The following is a 19,004-nucleotide window of genomic DNA, read 5'->3' on the forward strand; positions in this document are numbered from 1 at the left end:
AATATGGTCCTCCTTGGTTCCCGAATGGAGTTAATAGCCGAAATGGCTGTTCAAACTCTTGGTCGCTTCCGTCTTCTTCTGCTTCTGGAGCGTATCCGCCCGAAGAATATCGGCTTTGAACTTGGTGGCGTAAACTTGTTTGCCGCTCAAGTCATAGATTTGATAGAAGAATTCATCCGCAATATGCGTGATTGCGCCGTCAGCCCTAAGCCGCACATTGGCGCCTACCTTAATGAGCACCTTCTCGCCCGTTGCGCTGACAAAATCTTTAATGGCGAGCTCTATTCCGAGCTGCACGAGGTTGGAGCCTTGGCTTCCCGCCACGAGATTGTTGGAGGCTTCCGGACCGCCCAGGCAGTGAGCGATCAGGTGGCACCAGGCCTCGCCCAAGCCGCCAAGCTTGGTATCATCCCTGCTGGAATACAGACTCGCCGGCAAGTTGTTTGTGCTGTGGAAGGCGCTTGCCTTGCCCATCGTGTCGTTGGTGGAATCGCGGCCGTCCACGTTTAGACTGGATGGGGAAACGATATGCTGTCTCTCGATGTAGTCGCGTTTGCCGAAGAAGAAGCCTCCCTGCACGCCTGTCGGGTCTGCTACCTTTACCGGCAGGGCTTTGCCCGAGCTTGGCGGCACGTCGAACTGGTCCAACTCCACCTGCGCCTTATCCGCTTCCTTATGAAGCACCTTGCGGACAAAAGACTGTCTCGCCAAAGTTACCCGGAGAGGTCTTCCCCTCAACTGCGAAATGGTCTGCGCTTTCGTCGCGCTGTCGCCGTTAACAAACTTCGTTAAGTCGTTTTTCCGCTGCTGTGCCTTCATCTTGGCTGCCAGCTTTTTCTTGGCGACGCCATTGCCGGATTTCTTCTTCTTCTTCCCCATTCCGTTCAGATCAACGAAACGGATCGGGTTGCCGCTGACAAACGCGTACATGTTCGGATCATCCGCCGTGCCTGCCGGGTCCGGATTCAACCAACGTCCCAGCCAAGGCGGATAATACCGTGCTCCGTAATAATACAAGCCGGTGCAGTCATCCCGCTCCCTGCCGCTATAGCGGTACTCCTTCAGCTGGACCTCCACCTGATTCGGTCCGGTCAGATAAGACGTCCCGCCATATGGGAAATATTCCTCGTAGCTGATCAAGCCGGCGTCCTCGTCTACCTCCATGGTGGAGGAACCGAGATAATCGCTTAATTGATACCGCAATTGCCGTTTGCCAATGGCATCGGTCTCGCGTCCCGGATCGTCCTTGGTCCAAAAGTTTACGATGGCGGCCATTCGTTCATCCTCCATGACCCGGTAGGTGTACCGCTCAAGGATGATGGATCGCACCCCATTCTGAACCCGGGTAACGCGTTTGATTTCCAAACGGCCCGCGTAGATTTTTTCTTGAATCTCGGTTATGCCGTCGCTGATTTTGCGCTCCAGCACCTTTCGGACCCTGTGTCCGCTGCTTTCGTAGATGAAGTAGGAGCAGTCCGATTGGTCCCCTTCTCTCGCGATGACGGTTGCGCTTGCCAGGTTGTTCCGGTAATTCCATTGCAGGGAGCTTAAATGCTCAAGCGCGAGCAGATTGCCGTTACCATCGTATTGCAGCTGTACCGGAAGCCCCGACTGCGTGCCGGTTGTCATTTCCTTCAGCCGGTTGGAGTCCTCGCTTACCGTCAGTGCTCGCGTCCAAGTGGCGGAAGCTGCGGCATGCCGGGTTCTGACGAGATTGCCCGCTTCGTCGTACGTATAGGTCTCCGTATAATTTTCCAGCTTGTCCCCGTCATTCAGGTGAGGCGGCGCTGCAGGCAGCCACATGCTTTGCTTGAAGCCCGTTGCGTGCGTATCCGGCAATATCCCCGGATGCTGGCGTCCCGAAGCCTGAATCAACCGGTAAAGGGCGTCATAGGTGTAGTCGCTTAGCGGCTCCACAATCTGCTGATTCTGGAATACCGTATCGAAGCTGTCATCGCGCATCCTCGTTATGTTGCCGACAGGATCCATCGTGTAAGAAAGCTTCTGCAGGAGCGTGCTTCTTCCCGCCCCTTTGCCGTCCGCAGCGGACCGGGTTGTTGTTATCCCAAGCAGCCTGCGGGTAGTCTCTTCGTAAACAAAATCCGTTATTGTCCCGTTGCCCCGGATAATACGCGAATGCTGGCCGTCCGCGTCGTATTGAATGTCTTGAATGAACGGCACTCCGGCTTGCTCCGCAAAGTCAACCGTCACCTTCTGCAGCTGTCCGGCCAAATTATAAGCGGTCCTGTACACCGTTTGATCGGCGGAGGTTTCGGCGATCTGGCGTCCCAGACCGTCATAGGCATAAGAGGTAATGAAGGATTCCCCGTTTAGAGCGGGCTCGTCTTCCGCATCCCAATCCGGCTCGGCCGCGTAATCAACAAGCAGGAGCTTTTCGGTAGCCTCTATATGTCCTTGCAAGCTATATAGCTGATAATGCGTGACGCCAGACTGGTCATATAAGGTATACAGCTTGCCAAGAAGATTACGGTTTTGGGCATCGGCCAAGTTAAGTCCGGCATTATCCCCGTAAACGTATTTTTCAACCGTATTAGCCAGCTTTAGACCGGAAGCAGGATCTGACCCGTCCACGCGAATCCGGGCCGTTCTTTGCAGTCCGTCATAAAGGGTAGCGGTATGAAACCCCCGGCTGTCCCAGGTATGCGAAGGATCGTCAAACATGTTGTTTATCCCAAGGCGCACGCCTGCGTCCTTGCTGTCCGTGCGTAACAGACGGTTCTGCATATCATAGGTAAACTGCACGTCCTTCAGCAGAGCGCCTTGCGCAATGCCCGCATAATAATGCTTCGCGTTGATCTCGAATTTGACGTTGCCCTTGCTGTCATAACCCGTGTATTCCGGCAGACAGCTCTGTCTGAGTAGCACGGCAATCCGATCCGCGAAAGGCTCATATGCCGGGCCTACCGCAAGCTTGAAGCCTGGGGCATAGGGACGGAACTTTGCCGTTGCTCTTCCGCTTCCCGAGGCGTCATTCGTCATCTCCACATATCCTTGCTGAACCAGTTCGTTCCATACATCCGATGCGTTTATGCTGCTTCCTTGCACCATAGCAGAAAACAACCCGCTTGACGTTTCGCCCAGATTATCGCGCAGTCTCAGGAAAACGCGTCCCAAGTTATCTTTCACTTGCACAAGCGGCGTGTTACGGAACCGGTAGGCCTTGAGCAGAGCGTCCTTCTCGTCTGCCTGGCTTTGATTCGGCTGGCTTGGGTAACTCTGCATGAACTGCTTGTAATATTCGGAATCCGCAATCGTGTCATTTGAGTCGTACTGCGCTTCCTCCCAAGGCGTAAATTCCGTTTTCGCATAAAACCCTTTAGGCGAATCCACGCGGTACACGCGGGAAAGCGGGTCATAAGAGGTCCTTGTCGGCGGAGGCAATACTGCCTGTGAATCCGCATCCTTCTCATAGACGGGAACGCTGGAATAATAGGGCAAATACTGCTCGACAGGTCTTCCTTTGTTGTCGTAGACCGTGCGGCCGGAGACGAGCCAGCGTTCATCGCCCGCGGAATCCGCTCTTTTCCTCGTTTCCATAACCCTTCCTAGTCCATCGATGTAAGTGACGTTGACGAGAATACGGGTTGTTTGGCCGTCTGACTCCTCCGACACGCTCGTTTCCCGGAAAAGCTCGACGGTACGGTTCGGACCTCTGCCTTGTCCCCAGGCAAAAAGATCGTAGTAAGTAAACGACGATGCCTGCTGAAGGTAACGTTCCGGGTGGGCTAGCACATCCTCGAATGAGCCTTCCGTGACGGTCTGGTACGCGTTAAGATCTCCGTCTCCCACCCTCTTGCCGAGCAAAGTACCGAACAAGGAGGACACCGTGACCATGCCCAACGGATCATAGAGAACCTGAGCCGTATTCCCGTTAACATCCGTCGTGTATTTCGGCTGGATGACGTTGTAATCCAGAACCATGGACATCGAGGTGGATACCGTTTCACTGACATATTGAGTCGTATTCGTCGGAACCAGACAATAAGGATCGTAGCCGAACTGCGTCCGGTGGAAGAGATTCGTGTTGCCGGCTAGCAGCGTATTCTCGATTTTCCAAGGCAGATAGAAACGGTTATCCGTACTCGACGCGTAGTGCTGGACCAGCCCCCGATTCCACCAATACCCTTCATTCAAAACATAGCCGCAGTCGTCCGTGATTTCTTCGTTTGTCAACCTGGACGCATAGAGGCTGCTGACTTGGTCCGATGCAAGAAGCGCATGCTCGCTATGATGGTGAAGCGCTATTCCCGTCGTTTGACCAAGCGGCAAAGCATCCGTCTGAGCCAAATTCCAATAGTAATGCCGGGTCCAGGAAAGCAGCTCAGCCTGAACCAGGCCTGCTGTTGGAAGCGATCCGTAAGGTATGACCGGAGGCAGCGAGTCTTTGAACCGGAATTGCAAATCTGTCACATTGAAATAAAAGGCTGCCGGCTGCCCGATCCCCGACAACGCGTAAGCTTGGCTCTCGCATTCCATGCCAAGCAGACGAAACTCGGCGGTTTCGTTAATATAGGCATTCACTTGAAGCAGCATTTGCAGCTGATGCTGTTCTGGCAGGGAGAGCTCCGCCTCTGACCGGCGAGGATAATAAATTTGAATCTCCTTCGTCGCATGTCCGAACTCATCCGCCGCAAGAACCAGATCATGGCGCACGCGCGGATCGTGCGGATCCCGCTCATACTCGTAATCTATCGATTCCCTGGCCTGGACGAGCAGCGATGCAAACATGGCGGATGGCCGCCGTGCTTGGATCAGCTTCACGGTGTAATTGCTCTCGTGCACGGTATACGGATGCTCGGAGATTCCTCCCGGTTGATCTAATCCGTACACCTCTTCGCGAAGCGGCATACCCTTCAAGGCAACATAGCATTGGCGCAGCGTCTCTCCATCCGCACCCGTCAGCGCCTCGTCAAGAGAACTGTCCGGCATTGCATAAGCGAATGCGTCCTGTTTATAGTACTGATCGTAATAGCGGCGGGACAAAGCGGCTGCGTTTAGCGCGGAGCCTGTATGGTACCAACGCCTCCAATACACAGGTGCCGCTCCGGTTCCCGTTGAACGTTCCTCGGCGTCCCATTGCTCCACGAAGCCAAAGCCTCTGAATTCCTTTTCCGCCGGATCGTAATACCCCTCATGATAGCCGTACCGGGTAGTGAGCTGATTGCCCGTGCATTCCTCTGTCACGCGAACCCGCTCCACCACGTGGACGGGAAACGGAAGTACGGTCTGCCAGCGGCGGCCTGCCTTTTTATCCTCCAGATAAAACTTGACCGAGCTTGCATATTCAATTTCGGTTATGGCGCCTACGCCGTTGTCCGTCCGGTTCATTAGGTTGGGCTTCTGTCCGCCGGAAAAATCATAGTAATAATGCTTGACCGAATCCGTGCTGACCTTAGAGAAGAGCAGGCAGTCACATCCATTGCCAAGCACGTCCGTAAGCTGAATGCGATCCGTCTCCGCAAACGTTTCGGGCAAATAGACCGTTACCGGTTTGCTCCACGCATTGCCGCCCTGATTGAAATACAAATCCGCCCGGTCCGGGTACACGTAGACGATATCCGTCAAGCCTGATCCGTTCAGATCGCCAAGAAACAGGCGAGAGGCATTAAATTCGTCTTCAAAGCAAGGGGCTTGCTCCATCCGGATAACCGGAGCGAACTGTCCGTATCCGAGGTTCGGCCAGCATTCTATACTGCCGTTCCGGATCCTGACCCGGTGCGGCAGACCGTCGCCTATAACATCGGCAAACGTCACCACTTCATTCGCGCTGTCCGTTGAGCCAAGCGGAAATGCTGCAGGGTACAATGCGGTAATCGGATTCCCATAGCCTCGTTCATACCCGGAAGGGTAGATTTTGATTTGGCGATCCTCAAATACAACCAAGTCGGGAACGCCGTCTCCTTGCATATCCGCCAGCTCTTTCGGATTGGAGCTTTGCAAATACTCCAGCGGGAAGCTTTCGAATGGCCGCAAGCCATTCCAGGATCGCCCGTACTCGGTTTCATAGAAACCTGCCCAATGCGTATCCGTTACGACCAAATCCATGACGCCATCGCCATCGAGACTGGTTAAAGTAAAGGTCCTCGATCCCGCTGCAGACTCCTCCGTCACGGGAAATGAATCTGCAACCCGCACGCTTCGAAAATTTCCGTTTCCTTCCGGTTCCCAATAGGCTGCCGAATTGGAGCGGACTTGCAGGATACCGGGCAATCCTTCGCCGTATAAGTCGGCAAATTCATAGGAAGTACCGTCCAGATATCCGGGGATGGTATGTCCTCCCTCAATCTGAAGGAGTTGAAATGCTTGGTGTTTCGGTTGAAAAGAAGTGTAAGTAAATTCTAAAGGAGGTGTGGAAAGGGTGATGTAGCTTCCATTCTGTTGTCTCTGACAGCCAATCATCTCGACCGAAGTCAGCCGGTTCAATTGAACCAAGGGATCGAGAGAATAGGAGAACCGCGTCATGCGAACGAGACAAGGATCCGGACCAAGCTCCGCAAACCGGTGAAACATGAGAACCTGACGGCAAAGACGGTGCGTTCGCACCTCGAATCCGCTTCGGTAGGTAGAGAATGAGTCCACTCGCGTTGGCCAAGATGTCTGGGGGACGTGGGGGTTGCTGCCGGCCTGATTTAGCGACTCTAAGGAGATATCGTATTCTCCGTAATCAAATACAATCTGATAGGCAAATTTCTCTTCCTGTTGTTCATCGAAGTAATTGCCGTAATCGATGCTGTGCAAATAAACGGCAGCCAAACGCTGCCTGTTCTGCCCGGACAAATCGAGCGGAATATTCTCCCCGTTCTCGGGAACATACGAATAGGCTCGCTTATTGCCTTTAGCGTCGGCATCTTGCTCTAAGCACCACTGAAAAATCCGTTCCGGACGGGCCGGATCGGCTATGCGGGCCGTCGCGCTCTGGCCGTAAACCGAGCTAACGTTGCTGCCGGATTGCAGCCTCCAAAAAGAAGCTCCGGCGGTCTGCCAGAATTCGATTTTCGCGAAAGAGCCCTCCAGCCTATGGATAAAGTCGGTAACGGTCCAAAGTTGATTACCTTCGTTTTCTGTTCGGATCAACGGATTGCCGGTGTCGGGATCAAGCTTGGGAATAATCTCTTCGCCGTCCAGCAAAAACCGGTCCGTACCGTCGTATTTCGGAATTCCGGTATCCGTTCGCCTAGAAATCGATGAGACGGATAAGGAAAAGCCGAGTCCAAACACACCGTTCCCGCTGCCCGAGCTGTATTGAAGCCGGAGCTTCGGTTCAAACTCCCTGCAGGGCGACGAATAGACAGGTATACTCATATGCATGCTGCCCGTGAATAAATCCGGCTCGTAAGTCTCGCCCATTCCTCTGACGGCTCCTCCACCTTTCGGAAGAGTGAGCTCAGATTTAATGAATGACGCGGACCGTTCCTGCTCGTCATTCCATGACTTGCGTTGCATTAATTCCCTCCCATATCGTTCAAATAATATCCTTGTCACTCCATAATAGAGCGTCCATGACTTTTATCGGCATTTGGAAAAAGTTATTGAACCCAGTGTAAGGTTTATGTCAGAATTGTTTTAATCATAAAAAAATAACCCGTCCGTGATCGACCGGGTTATTGAAGGTTATTTATTCAGCTATCAAGTTCATCTCAAACTCCTCGTCCCGGTCGCATACGAGAATTCCGTCCCGCACATCGAGCCGTGCTGCTTGAACGGATGAACGGCGCTGCTCGTATCCTTCTTTTGCGCCCTCTTGCATCCCGTTACGTCCCGGATGGGTGAAATAAAAGACATACGCCTCGTTCCCAGTGACGACTACATCCGCATGATGGCCGATCCATGCGTCATCCTTACGGACGCCCGGAGTTTCGAGAATCATCCCGTTCCGCTCCCAATTGTCCAGATCATCGGAGCGGTAAACGCCTTGCCCTCTCCATTCATCGATAATCATCCAGTAGCTGCCCTTGAACCGGAAGACATTAGGTCCTTCATGCCCGCGGTGCGTAAGTACAGGTCTGGGATTATGCCAATGGTACAAATCCTCGCTGTCTGCCGCGTAGGTAGCCGATCCATGCTCTTCATCCTTGTACCACATCCGGAAGCCGCCTCCCGGAAGCTCATGGACGCATGCGTCAATCACGCGATTCGAGCTGAGCGGCAGCGGTCCCTCCAACTTCCAGTCGATCAGGTTCTTGCTCGTATAATGAATAATCCGGCGTTCTCCCGTCCATTCAATCTGGATGCCTTGAATATAGCTGACGTACATATGATAGACGCCTTCATGCCAATAGATTTCCGGCGCCCAAAACGTATTGCGCCCCCACTCGAACTCAAGCCCTGGCAAAGTCCCCCGGTAAACCCAGTTCCGTCCGCCATCCGAAGACGTCGCGACTCCGAAATCGGAGCCATGTACCCAAGCCACTCCGGGACCTTCCGCGGTTGCCCGCCTGCTCGTATAGACCATCCACCATTCCTTCGTTTCCCGGTTATAGACGACGGTAGGATCCGTTGCCCCGTCATAGATCGGATCTCTGAATAAAGGTGCTTTCATAGCCGCTGTTCCTCTCCGTTTCCTGTTGGAATTAACCTTTTACCGACCCAAGCAATACGCCCGAAATAAAGAACCGCTGCGCAAACGGATACATCACAATCATCGGAATCGATGCGATGACCATGGAGGCTAACTCGATCGTTCGCGACGTAATTTCGCCTTGTCCCTGCGCGAGGGACAGCAGCTCGGATACCGCGGGATTGGACAGCGATGCCGAGCTTGACAGCTGCTCTACCGCCGAGCTTGTCTGAAGCAGCTTCAGGATCAAATACTGGAGGGTCTGCAGGTCATTGGACTGCGTAAAATAAAGCGTTGTTCCGTAATCGTTCCAGATCCCGACCGCCGTAAAGATCGACAATGCCGCCAATACCGGCTTGGACAGCGGAAGGACGAGGCGCAGGAAGATCGAGAACTCGCTTGCCCCGTCCAGCTTGGCGGATTCAAACAAGGCATCCGGAATCGCTTTATAGTTCGCGTTCAGAATAATAACGTTCCAGAAACCGCCAAACAAAGAAGGAATAATGTATACCCAATAATGATCATAGAGATGAAGCCAGTTGATCAAAAGAAACGAAGGAATAAGTCCGCCGCTGAAATACATGCTGGTAAATCCAAGCGCCATATACCATTTTCTCCATTTTAAATAAGGACGAGAGAAGGCATAAGCGAACATCGCCGTATAAAAGATCGAGATAATCGTTACAAACGCGGTGCGGGATACCGTAATCCAGGCTGCGCTTAGCAGACCCGGATCGGCCAGAACCGCGCGCCAGCTCGCCCAAGTAAAAATGCGAGGCCATAGAAACACCGGTCCGCGCTGCAGATCAATCCCGCTGTTCAGGGAACTGATGATGGCGTACCAAAAAGGATATACGGTCACAATCATGATCACGACCATGATCACTGTATTCGTAATGGAAAATGTACGGTCTCCTAAAGACTTTCCTCCAACCATACCGGGATGCCTCCTTAGAACAGACCTGATTTTGTTATTTTTTTCGAAGCATAGTTAGCTCCCACAAGCAGGACAAGCGCAAGCACGGACTTCATTAAACCGATAGCCGTCGCGACGTCAAATTGGAAGTTCAGCAAGCCCGTCTGATAGACGTACGTATCGATAACCTGGCTGGCTGGCATGTTCAAAGAGTTTTGCAAGACATAGATTTGCGTAAAGTTATTGTTCAGCATGCCGCTTACCGCGAAAATAATCATGATCATCAAGGTTGGCATGATGCCGGGCAGCGTAACATGGAACATTCTCTTGAAACGTCCCGCTCCGTCGATTGCTGCCGCTTCGTATAACGATTGGTCGACGCCGGCCATGGCGGCCAAGTACAGGATCGCTCCCCAGCCGAGATCCTTCAGCAGATTCGTCACGATGGCCAGACCCCAGAAATAGCTTGGATCGGACAGAAATTGGAGAGGCTCTTTCACCAGATGCAGATGGACCAGCAAATAGTTGATAATCCCTTCCTGCGGATTCAGAAGCGTAATATACAAGCCGCCGTAAATAACCCAGGATAAGAAATGCGGCAAATAGGTAATCGTCTGAATAGCCGATTTAAACCTCGTACTGACGATTTCGTTAAGCAGCAGAGCGAAAATAATCGTAACGGGTATGCCGACAAGCGACCCGATCAGATTAATGCCAAGCGTATTTTTGACCATCGGCCAAAATTGAAAGTTATCGAAAATAAGCTTGAAGTTATCGAAGTGGTTCCACGGGCTTGTGAAAATCCCTTTAACGCCGCTGATGGGGTCATAATGCTTGAAAGCCATCAGCAGGCCAAACAGCGGCAAAAAGCTGAATACGATGATGGAAATCACGCCCGGCCCAATCATAACCGCTAGCTCGGTCTGCGTTCGCAAGTCGGATTGCAGCGCATAGCCTTTTTGTCTCTTCCTTTTTTTATCCGACGGATTCATCAATAGACTCCCTCCTGCTCAAGGGCGGATCGTGCCGAAGCACCCGGCTTTGACACGATCCCCTTCTTCGTTGCTTAAGAATTGATGCCTTTAATCGTTGTACCGTAACTTTCCTGCTGCTTATGGAACTGTTCGTTGATTTTCGCATTGATATCGTCCAGTCCCATCTTTTTCACCTGGGCAATCATATCGTCATAGAGCTTATCTCTTGATACCTCGTCTTTTGCCAAAATCATTTTGGATATTTGAGCCTCGAGATAGGTTTTGATTTGCAGCTGATCATTGGCCATCTTGCTGCCCGCCTCAATAAAATTGCTAGGCATAATCAATGCCGAAGAATCGTAAATCTCGGAATTTTTGCCAATCGTCGTCTGTACCTGCATGGCCATTACGCTGTCCGCCCCTTTGTTCGAGGTTGGAGCTACCGTTGCATGGTCATGCCAGGCAATATTATGGAATGGCCAGAAGGCAAATACGCCGGTCTTGGAATAATCCGCGGCATCCTTCAGCCCTTGCTCGGTTTGCACGACAAGCCCATTGGCATCAAGCGTATAGTCGGTTCCTTCGAAGCCGTAATAATTAAGCAAGAGTCCCTCGTCGCTTGTCATGAAGTCCAGCCATTTAGCGATTCTCTCCGGGTTAGGCGCATCCTTCGAAATAAACGTGTTCATCCAGCCTGTGCCTGCCTTCAAGGAGCGGCCTGCTACCGGCTTTGTCCCCTCATTCGATAACATCGGACCTGGCGTAATCCATGTACCGACCGCATTCTCGTCCGTAAATCCGGTATTCGCGGAGTTGCCGATGAAGCTGAATACCCGACCGGTCTTGACGGATGCTTTTGTGGATGTATCATCCACGGTCATCTGGCTTGGATCAAAGGCGCCTGCCTTTGCCGCCTTGTACAGAAAATCAAGCGCATGCTTCGTTTCCGGAGCCAGGATGACGTCGCGGTAATTGCCATCCTTGTCGACCGGCATGGCGCCAAACATCGCTTCCAGCGTGCCCAGGGTGCCGCCATGTCCTGTTCCGCCAACCGATAAACCTTGATAATCTTTCCCGTTAATCATCAGCGGAACAACGGGTGCTCCGTCGATTTTCAGTCCCTTCACTTTCTCGAAAGCCGCAAGCACGCCGTCTTCCGTCTTTAGCTCATCTTCCGTAATGCCCGCCTGCTGCATAATCTCCTGATTGAACATAATCGAGTTATTGTTCCGATATTTGGCCGCGTCGGAGAAATATTCGCTGGACGGCGGGTAAATCTTGCGCGCATCCTGCGTATCCATATGGCTTGGATAGGCATACCAACCACCGTCACGCTCGATTAAAGCCTGCTTTAAGTCCTGCGGAAAATGGGTTAGCAGCGGGGAGGAAGGATCATACTTTTTCAGAAACTCATCCAAGTCCCATACTTTTCCGGCATCAATCAGCTTCTTCTCCAACGTGCCGTCCGTCAGCGTCATAATGTCCGGCAGCTTATTGGACGAGACAAGCATCAGGCTTAATTTCGTGCCCGCATCCTGTGCCGGAATGTTGAACTCGAAGGACAGTCCGGTCTTGCTCGTAATCGTCCCTTCTACCGAATCGGGATCCGAATTCCAAGGCGAAGGCGGATTCCAGCCGCTAACATCGGAGAACCAAGTCAATTTGACCGGCGCCGCATCCGCGGGCGCTGCGCTCGCCGACGGCTCTGCTGAGCTAGCTGCGGCGTTATTCGTCCCTTCCTGGGTGTTATCCGGTTGATTCGAGCTGCAGGCTGAAAGCGCTATCGAACAAGACAATAGCATGACCGTCCACAAGCTGTAATGCTTTCTCATACCTTTGTTCCCCCTTAAGACTTGTAATGGCTTTTGCCTCTTTCATGATAGTCGGATTCGGCAATCGGCCATATGTTTATAATTTTGCAAATTGGTCTGAATTGTAGATAGCGCTTTCATATTTTCCTGTATTTGCTTGGCGTTAACCCGACATGCTTCTTGAACAGCTTGTTGAAGTGAAAATAGTCTTTGTAGCCCACCCGCTCCACGATTTCATGAACGGATAATGCGCTTTCCTTGAGCAGCTCTTTGGCAAGCGCGATTCTTTTGCCCGTAATATAGTCCGAATAAGAGGTTCCCGTCTCCTTCTTGATCAGGAAGCTAAGATAACTAAGGCTCAAATGAAACCGTTTTGCTACGGCTCCCAGCAGAATATCCTCCGTAAAACTTGAATCGATATAAGCCATAACCGCTTTCACCTGTCCGCTCATAACCGGGAGATCAGGCATTCCCTCCAGCTCGAAGCCCGACTTCAGCCTTTCAAACACGGCATCCAGCGATGGGTAAGCTCTTGCCAGCTGATCGAAGGTGAGAAATTCGATGTCCCGTTGCGGGCTTGTCTGGCTGTAATATTTATGAATAAGGGAGATGATCTGATTGTACACGCTTGCGACCTGATCCAGCTGCATGCCAAAGCACTGCTCCGCAAGAAGCTGAAGGCATTCCAGCATCCGCGCCAGCTTGCGCTCCCTCATGCTCAGCTCCAGCTGCAGCATAACGCCCGAGATCCCGGCGACGCCAGCCTCCTGCTCTTTATAACGAACGATGCGCTGGTCCGGATAAAAGCATGACGTGAACAATGCGACATCCGCCGCATGAAGCATCTTGGAGAGCGGATACGACAAATGAGCGGGCATGCCGATACCGATATGGCTCGCCTCTTGAAGATTGCCGCTTATAAACTCCAGCAGTTCATTGGCATGCGAAGCTTCGTCGTATAGGAGAATATAGGTCAGCTTGTTCGAGCCTGTTCTAATGACATAACCATCCATCGCGTTCACTTCCCTAAGCCTGCCGGAGGAATCCGTCATTGCGGCATAAGGAAATAGCGCATTGAGGAGCAAAGCATTCGGATGCTCCGACTTCATACCCCGATTGCTCAGATATTGCCCAATCGGGGTATGGCCGTCGGCATCCAGCAGCTCGAACAACTCGTCCAGCGGCGCATCGGGGTCGCCGGCAGACCTCTTTTTCTGCTCCAAATGGCTTCTCAGCCGACGAACCGTTTCCAGCAGCTGATCCTTCTCGATTTGCTTAAGCAAATAATCGAAAGCGCCAAGCCGCAATGCTTGCTGTGCGTATTCGAATTCGGAATACCCGCTTGCCAGAATGACTTCCGTATCCAGCTTCTGCTTGGCTATTTCATTAAGCAGTTCAATCCCGTTAAGGCCCGGCATCCGGATATCCGAGACAACCGCCTCGGGCTGATGCTCCTCGATAAGCCGCAATGCCGACGAACCGTCATAAGCTTCGCCAATAACCCGAAACCCCTCCGACTCCCAGTCGATAAGCTTCGATATGCCGTAAGCTACCCAAGGCTCATCATCCACGATTAACACGCGATACATAACCGGCTCCTCCTTCGATGGCGTGCGGCGGAAAAGTAATGCTGACGCTCGTCCGTTCATTTAACACGCTGTCAACCTCCAGCGAGGCAGCTTCCCCGTAGAACAGATGCGTCCGGTTATAAATATTGGAAATTCCGATCCCCTTCTGCTTCCCCTGTTCCCCTGAGGCAAATTCCTGGTTGCCTTTCAAGCCTTCCCTTAATTCCTGCAGCTGGCTTTCGCTCATGCCGTAGCCGTTATCTTGAATAAGAACCCTGATCCGCTGATCGGCGAGTTTATGGATATCGATCAATACTTCGCCTTCGCCGAGCTTCCGCTCGAGCCCATGAAATACCGCGTTCTCCACAAGCGGCTGCAGAAGCATTTTGAGCATTGTCTCCTTCAACAAATCCTCTTCGCAGCGGATAACGATCTTAAACCGCCCCCTGAATCGGAAATCTATGATTCTCGCATATTCCCTAATATGAGCCAGCTCCTCGGCTATCGTCACAAAGTTGCTTCCTTTCACGGCATAGCGGAACATACGCGACAGTGACTCCGAAAGATCGGCAATATCGCGGACATCATGGTAAAAGGCCATGGCGCGGATGCTTTCCAGCGTGTTATAGAGAAAATGCGGATTGATCTGGTTCCGGAAGGCCGAGATTTCCATTTGTTTTTTGGCCAGCTCAATTTCCAGCATTCGGATTTGGGTAGAGCGGACTTCATCGCTTAGCTCGCTGATATCGTCCAGCATATTATTCAGCTTTTGGCCAAGCACCCCAATCTCGTTTTTGTGAACGACCTGATAACGGCTATCCTCTCCGTTTTTCGGATAGGACTTGATGAAATCCATCAACGATTTAATAGGCTTAAGAATTCGGGTGAAGAAAATAAGCAAAAACATACACAGAATGCCGAACATAATGGCGTAGGTCGTAACATTAATCCGTTTGACGGTTCCCAACTCATTAAGCAGCTCGCTCTTGGGGATAATGCTGATCAGCTTCCAGCCGGAAGGACCTAGCGTAATCGACTGGACGATAAATTTAGGATTCGCCTTCCACTTGCCGACGTTAACCGAGTCGCTGCTCGACACCTTTCCTTCGCTGGTTAAGATATGATCATTCCGGTCCAACAGCATCACCCGGGAGTTGGCCGTAACTTTCGCGCTTCTCAGAATCGGGCTAAGGTTAGAGACATCCATCACGTAACGGCCCGTTCCCCGGTATTCCGTTGCGATATGGTTGCTGTCCAGTCCATATACCGGAGCCGTAATGATGTAAAAATGCTCTGTCGGACGGTCATCCAAATTAACCAACCCGGAGTAGGACATCGTCTGTACGGGGGCTGTCGTCTCGTCCTGGCCCTCGCCAAGTCTTGTCATCAGCTTCCCGCTGCGGTCGTACAGCTGAATTCCCCTTATATTGGATTTTATGGACATCGTGTTGGCAAACACCGACAGCACTTCGCGGTTCATCAGTACCCGATCCAGCATATCGTCGGTATTGATATAGGTCTGCACGCTAGGGCTGTAAAACAAGAAGGTGGATATTCCTTGCATGTCGCTGTCAAAGCTCGTCATCTTCTCATTCACCTGCTGCAGGATAGTATTGACGGATGCGGTTACCTTCCGTTCGATAATTTGCTGGGCTATTCGGTTCGTAATGATGTAAGTAATAAGCAGCGTGAGCAGCATAAGCGCAATCAGAATCAAGATTTGCCTCATCAAGCTGGGCTTCCATATCCGGTTCAGCATAACGATCTCCTTTTCGCAATAACGGCTGACTGATCCTCCAAATAAAAGAAACAACAAAAAAACCGCTTTTTAAGGCGATTTTTTTGAATCTTGCTTTATTTCACTCTGAATACCGTAATCGAATGCTTGGGAAAATCGTACGCAAACCGGTTGCCTTGGACACGGATTTGGTTCCGCTTCGGAGATACCCGATCAGGCGCATCGAAGAAATTCTCGTCATCCAACGAATGGCCGGACATCTCGTGGACATCAATGTTCAGAAGCGGCTTCCGCCAATCCTCCAGCACGACGTCAACGTTAACCGGGCTGTCCTGCACATTCACAACCTTTACGATGGTATCGCCGGTTGTCCGGTCATAGCTTGCGGAATAATACAATGGCTCGATGACCGGCAGCGTATCTTCCGTCACATTGCAGAGCCTGCCGTTAATCCAGGTGCGTATCCGGCGACCCGACACTTCGAGCTTCAAGTCGTATTCTTTATGATCTTCTACGTTAAAAAGACTTTGGGTGAGGACGGAGCCTCTTCCATCGATATGGGAGGCTATAATGGAATCCTGATTCTGCCAGCCGCCAAACTCCCAGATCCGCTTATTCTTCCCGTCCGTTTGACCGAACGCGAGATTAAAGCCTTTAGGCCCGCTGATTCTTTGAGCTTTCAGAGTGATCGTATAGTTCTCCCAATCGGTCTCCCCTAGATCAATTGCCCGGACCTTCGTCCCGTTACGCCGGTCTTCTTCCGTATCGGAGAGCGTGCAAGGCAAGCCTCCGTTCAGCTCTTTTAATTCCCCGTTGTCGTCGTTAACCAGCGCGATATCCCAATAACGGAATGAGCAGCGGTCCGTCTCAAGGGTCAACGCTCCGTTGATCGGCTTCTTAGCGTTGGACGGGGCGGCGTCAAGACCACTCGCTTCTATGGCTAACAGCTGATGCCCTTGATGATGCATAAACAGCTTCTGCACATAATAGTTAGGCGTGCCGTACGCCTCGTGATTGTTGAACCAGATCATATCCGGCTTCCAGTTCACGTAATCGGCGTTGCATAAGAGCGGTGCGTAACAGGCAAGCCCCACGGCATGCGCGTTTTTCTCGAGCCCCGTCATATAGGCCGCTTCTGCAAGGGCGTTATAATACGTATTCCCCCAAGAGGCGTATTCGCCCAGGAAAACTTTCGGGTCATCCTCTTTAAAATTGTCGTATCGGTGGTAGTTGGCCAGGAACCATTCCGGCGAACTGTAATAATGCTCGTCCACCAGATCCGATCGATGCTCTCTGGCCGATTGCCAGCCGCGTTCATATTCCGTTCCCGCGGCAAAAGGCCCCGAGGAATTAATCACTTTCATGGCCGGATACTTCTCTTTAATCGCGCGATGGAAGTACGGGTAACGTTCAAAGAACGGCTCTCCAACCTCTTCATTGCCGATGCCGATATACTCTAGGCCAAACGGCTCCGGATGACCCAGCTCCGCGCGAATCGCTCCCCACGTAGTCGAAGCATCGCCGTTAGCGAATTCGATCAAGTCAAGCGCATCCTGAATCCATGGCGACAGCTCTTCAATCGGAACGATTCGGTTGTGATGCGGATCGTATCCGCCCGGCAGAATCGGGATGGGCTTGGCGCCAATGTCTTCGCATAATTGAAAATATTCATAATAACCGAGGCCCAGCGTCTGATTGTAACGCCAATTGTTCCTTCTGGCCGGTCTTTGCTCAACGGGGCCTATCGTGTTTTTCCACCGGTACATCGAGTTCCGGTCATCCGGATTCAGGGAACCGTCATGCACGAGGCAGCCGCCCGGGAAACGCATAAACTTCGGCTTCAGGTCGGCGAGCAGCTTCGCAATATCCTCTCGCAATCCGCCTGGCCGGTTGAGATACGTCTTCTCCGGGAAGAGGGATACCATATCGAGGTACAGCTTTCCTTGCCCTTTTCCCAGCAGGACAAGACGGCTGTCCGTATCCGCTGTATTTGACGTTATTACCGCCTCGTATTTGGTCCATTCCGCCGACTTCACCTCAACGACGGCTTCGCCGTAAACGGTACCGTCTTTCCCTTCGATCGTTACGGTTAGAGGTTCATGGAAGCTGGCATCGCGCCGCGCAAATACGGAGAACAAATAACGGTCGCCTTGCTTGACGGAAATACCGCTGTTGAACCCCTGGTTCATAAGCCCGACCCCGCTGCCCTCCGCGACAATTTCAATAACGGCGTAATGAGGATTTCGCCCGTTTAGAGGATGACTTTCGCCAATGGAAATTTCTGCCTGGCTGCCGCCTCTCTCTACCTTCTCCCAAGCCGTAAAAGCATGGTAATCGGGATGGTCGATGGGATCAAATTCAAACGATCGGTTCCGAACAAGCTCCGCGTAAAGTCCCCCATCCGCCGCGTGATTCAAATCCTCGAAAAATATGCCGAACAAATCGCCTATTTCCGCGCCCCGTTCTTCCGTGCGTACCGTTAATGCCGGTTGTGTGCCCATGTCGATTGGATCTCCTTTTTCCTCGTTTTCTTACGATTCTAAGGAGTTGAGCCTGCGAAAACAATTCATTATCCTGCCTTATAACTGACCTATCCTGCTATCCGGTTGCCTAGGGATGTTCGGGTTAACTAGCAACCTACGCATTATAATGTTCTTCTACTCCAGAATCAAAAACAGAATAAAAACGAGTAATAGCGTTGCAGATAGCTCTCTGCACGCTATTTTTCATGAAAATCATTTCTATCATTTACTGATGCAAGCCGTTTCTAAAGCGGGCAGCCTCTTTCGAGACGGCACCGGCAGATCAATAACGGCTTTGATTACGTGGCAATCTCCTGCTTGATCGCATGGCTGTTAACCAAAAAGGCAGAGCGCTCTACCTGATACAAATCATAGATTTGCTCGGCGTAATTAATACGTGCATGCATATACGGATTAAGATCGTTGGCAAGGGTGACGTAGGACAGCTTCTCGACCGCTTTTTTTGACCGGATGTTTTGCTTGCGGATTTTTAAGAATACCGTTTCAATCTCGTGCTCCAGAAATAGCTCCGAGAAAAAAGCCTCTTTAGCCAGCCGGTTATAGCCTTTGCCGAAATAAGGAATGCCGATCCACGTAGCCAGGAAGCCTGTATGATTAACGATATCGTAAAGGTCGATACTGCCAATGGGTTGTCCCGTCTCATTCAGAATCGTTCTTGAAAGGCATGTCCCTTGTTCTTCTTCGACGATCAACTGTTTAGTTGCGAATAAATACTCTTCATACGACTGGGGCTTGTAACGGATGTACGGGAAAACAGCGGGATCAACCAATAAATGATACAAAGAGTGGCATTCATGCAAATCTCGTTTTTTAATCATCGTATCTATCACCCTGGTCCTTGAAAGTCGTCTTCTCAAGTATATAAAAGGACATGAG

General features: G+C 51.6%; 9 protein-coding genes. All 9 read right to left on the bottom strand.

Annotated features, from left to right (window positions below; translation table 11 throughout):
• Window positions 1–30 precede the first annotated feature (30 nt).
• The 9 genes from EV294_RS08805 to EV294_RS08845 all read right to left on the bottom strand — a co-directional run bounded on the left by EV294_RS08805 (window position 31) and on the right by EV294_RS08845 (window position 18,946).
• Window positions 31–7,464 carry a SpvB/TcaC N-terminal domain-containing protein gene (locus EV294_RS08805; RefSeq protein ID WP_132305909.1) on the bottom strand — a complete coding sequence of 2,478 codons (7,434 nt, stop codon included), beginning with the start codon at window positions 7,462–7,464 and terminating at the stop codon, window positions 31–33.
• A 172-nt stretch (window positions 7,465–7,636) separates the two neighbouring features.
• On the bottom strand, window positions 7,637–8,560 hold the full coding sequence (locus EV294_RS08810) for a glycoside hydrolase family protein (RefSeq protein WP_132305911.1): 924 nt from the start codon (window positions 8,558–8,560) through the stop codon (window positions 7,637–7,639).
• 31 nt (window positions 8,561–8,591) lie between these two features.
• Entirely contained in the window at window positions 8,592–9,515 is a 924-nt protein-coding gene (locus tag EV294_RS08815; protein ID WP_132305913.1) for a carbohydrate ABC transporter permease, read from the bottom strand.
• A 14-nt stretch (window positions 9,516–9,529) separates the two neighbouring features.
• A complete protein-coding gene (locus EV294_RS08820) occupies window positions 9,530–10,486 on the bottom strand; it encodes an ABC transporter permease (RefSeq protein WP_132307149.1) in 957 nt (318 codons plus the stop codon).
• A gap of 74 nt (window positions 10,487–10,560) precedes the next feature.
• Window positions 10,561–12,300, bottom strand: coding sequence for an extracellular solute-binding protein (locus EV294_RS08825; RefSeq protein ID WP_132305915.1), 1,740 nt, complete (start codon window positions 12,298–12,300; stop codon window positions 10,561–10,563).
• Window positions 12,301–12,416: 116 nt separating this feature from the next.
• The gene (locus EV294_RS08830) at window positions 12,417–13,868 is read right to left on the bottom strand and encodes a response regulator transcription factor (protein ID WP_165930625.1); all 1,452 of its coding nucleotides are present in this window, start codon (window positions 13,866–13,868) and stop codon (window positions 12,417–12,419) included.
• Entirely contained in the window at window positions 13,843–15,606 is a 1,764-nt protein-coding gene (locus tag EV294_RS08835; protein ID WP_132305919.1) for a cache domain-containing sensor histidine kinase, read from the bottom strand. The genes EV294_RS08830 and EV294_RS08835 overlap by 26 nt, the downstream gene beginning before the upstream one ends.
• A gap of 95 nt (window positions 15,607–15,701) precedes the next feature.
• A complete protein-coding gene (locus tag EV294_RS08840; protein ID WP_132305921.1) occupies window positions 15,702–18,086 on the bottom strand; it encodes an alpha-L-arabinofuranosidase C-terminal domain-containing protein in 2,385 nt (794 codons plus the stop codon).
• A gap of 320 nt (window positions 18,087–18,406) precedes the next feature.
• Window positions 18,407–18,946, bottom strand: coding sequence for a GNAT family N-acetyltransferase (locus EV294_RS08845; protein WP_132305923.1), 540 nt, complete (start codon window positions 18,944–18,946; stop codon window positions 18,407–18,409).
• Window positions 18,947–19,004: the final 58 nt, after the last annotated feature.

Origin of the sequence: Paenibacillus sp. BK033, from assembly GCF_004345425.1 — a bacterium.
GTDB lineage: Bacteria > Bacillota > Bacilli > Paenibacillales > Paenibacillaceae > Pristimantibacillus.

Excerpts from the sequence above, each read along its gene's own strand:
- EV294_RS08815 (WP_132305913.1), bottom strand. The coding sequence starts at position 9,515 with ATGGTTGGAGGAAAGTCTTTAGGAGACCGTACATTTTCCATTACGAAT.
- EV294_RS08805 (WP_132305909.1), bottom strand. The coding sequence starts at position 7,464 with ATGCAACGCAAGTCATGGAATGACGAGCAGGAACGGTCCGCGTCATTC.
- EV294_RS08835 (WP_132305919.1), bottom strand. The coding sequence starts at position 15,606 with ATGCTGAACCGGATATGGAAGCCCAGCTTGATGAGGCAAATCTTGATT.
- EV294_RS08830 (WP_165930625.1), bottom strand. The coding sequence starts at position 13,868 with ATGTATCGCGTGTTAATCGTGGATGATGAGCCTTGGGTAGCTTACGGC.
- EV294_RS08825 (WP_132305915.1), bottom strand. The coding sequence starts at position 12,300 with ATGAGAAAGCATTACAGCTTGTGGACGGTCATGCTATTGTCTTGTTCG.
- EV294_RS08810 (WP_132305911.1), bottom strand. The coding sequence starts at position 8,560 with ATGAAAGCACCTTTATTCAGAGATCCGATCTATGACGGGGCAACGGAT.
- EV294_RS08840 (WP_132305921.1), bottom strand. The coding sequence starts at position 18,086 with ATGGGCACACAACCGGCATTAACGGTACGCACGGAAGAACGGGGCGCG.
- EV294_RS08845 (WP_132305923.1), bottom strand. The coding sequence starts at position 18,946 with ATGATTAAAAAACGAGATTTGCATGAATGCCACTCTTTGTATCATTTA.
- EV294_RS08820 (WP_132307149.1), bottom strand. The coding sequence starts at position 10,486 with ATGAATCCGTCGGATAAAAAAAGGAAGAGACAAAAAGGCTATGCGCTG.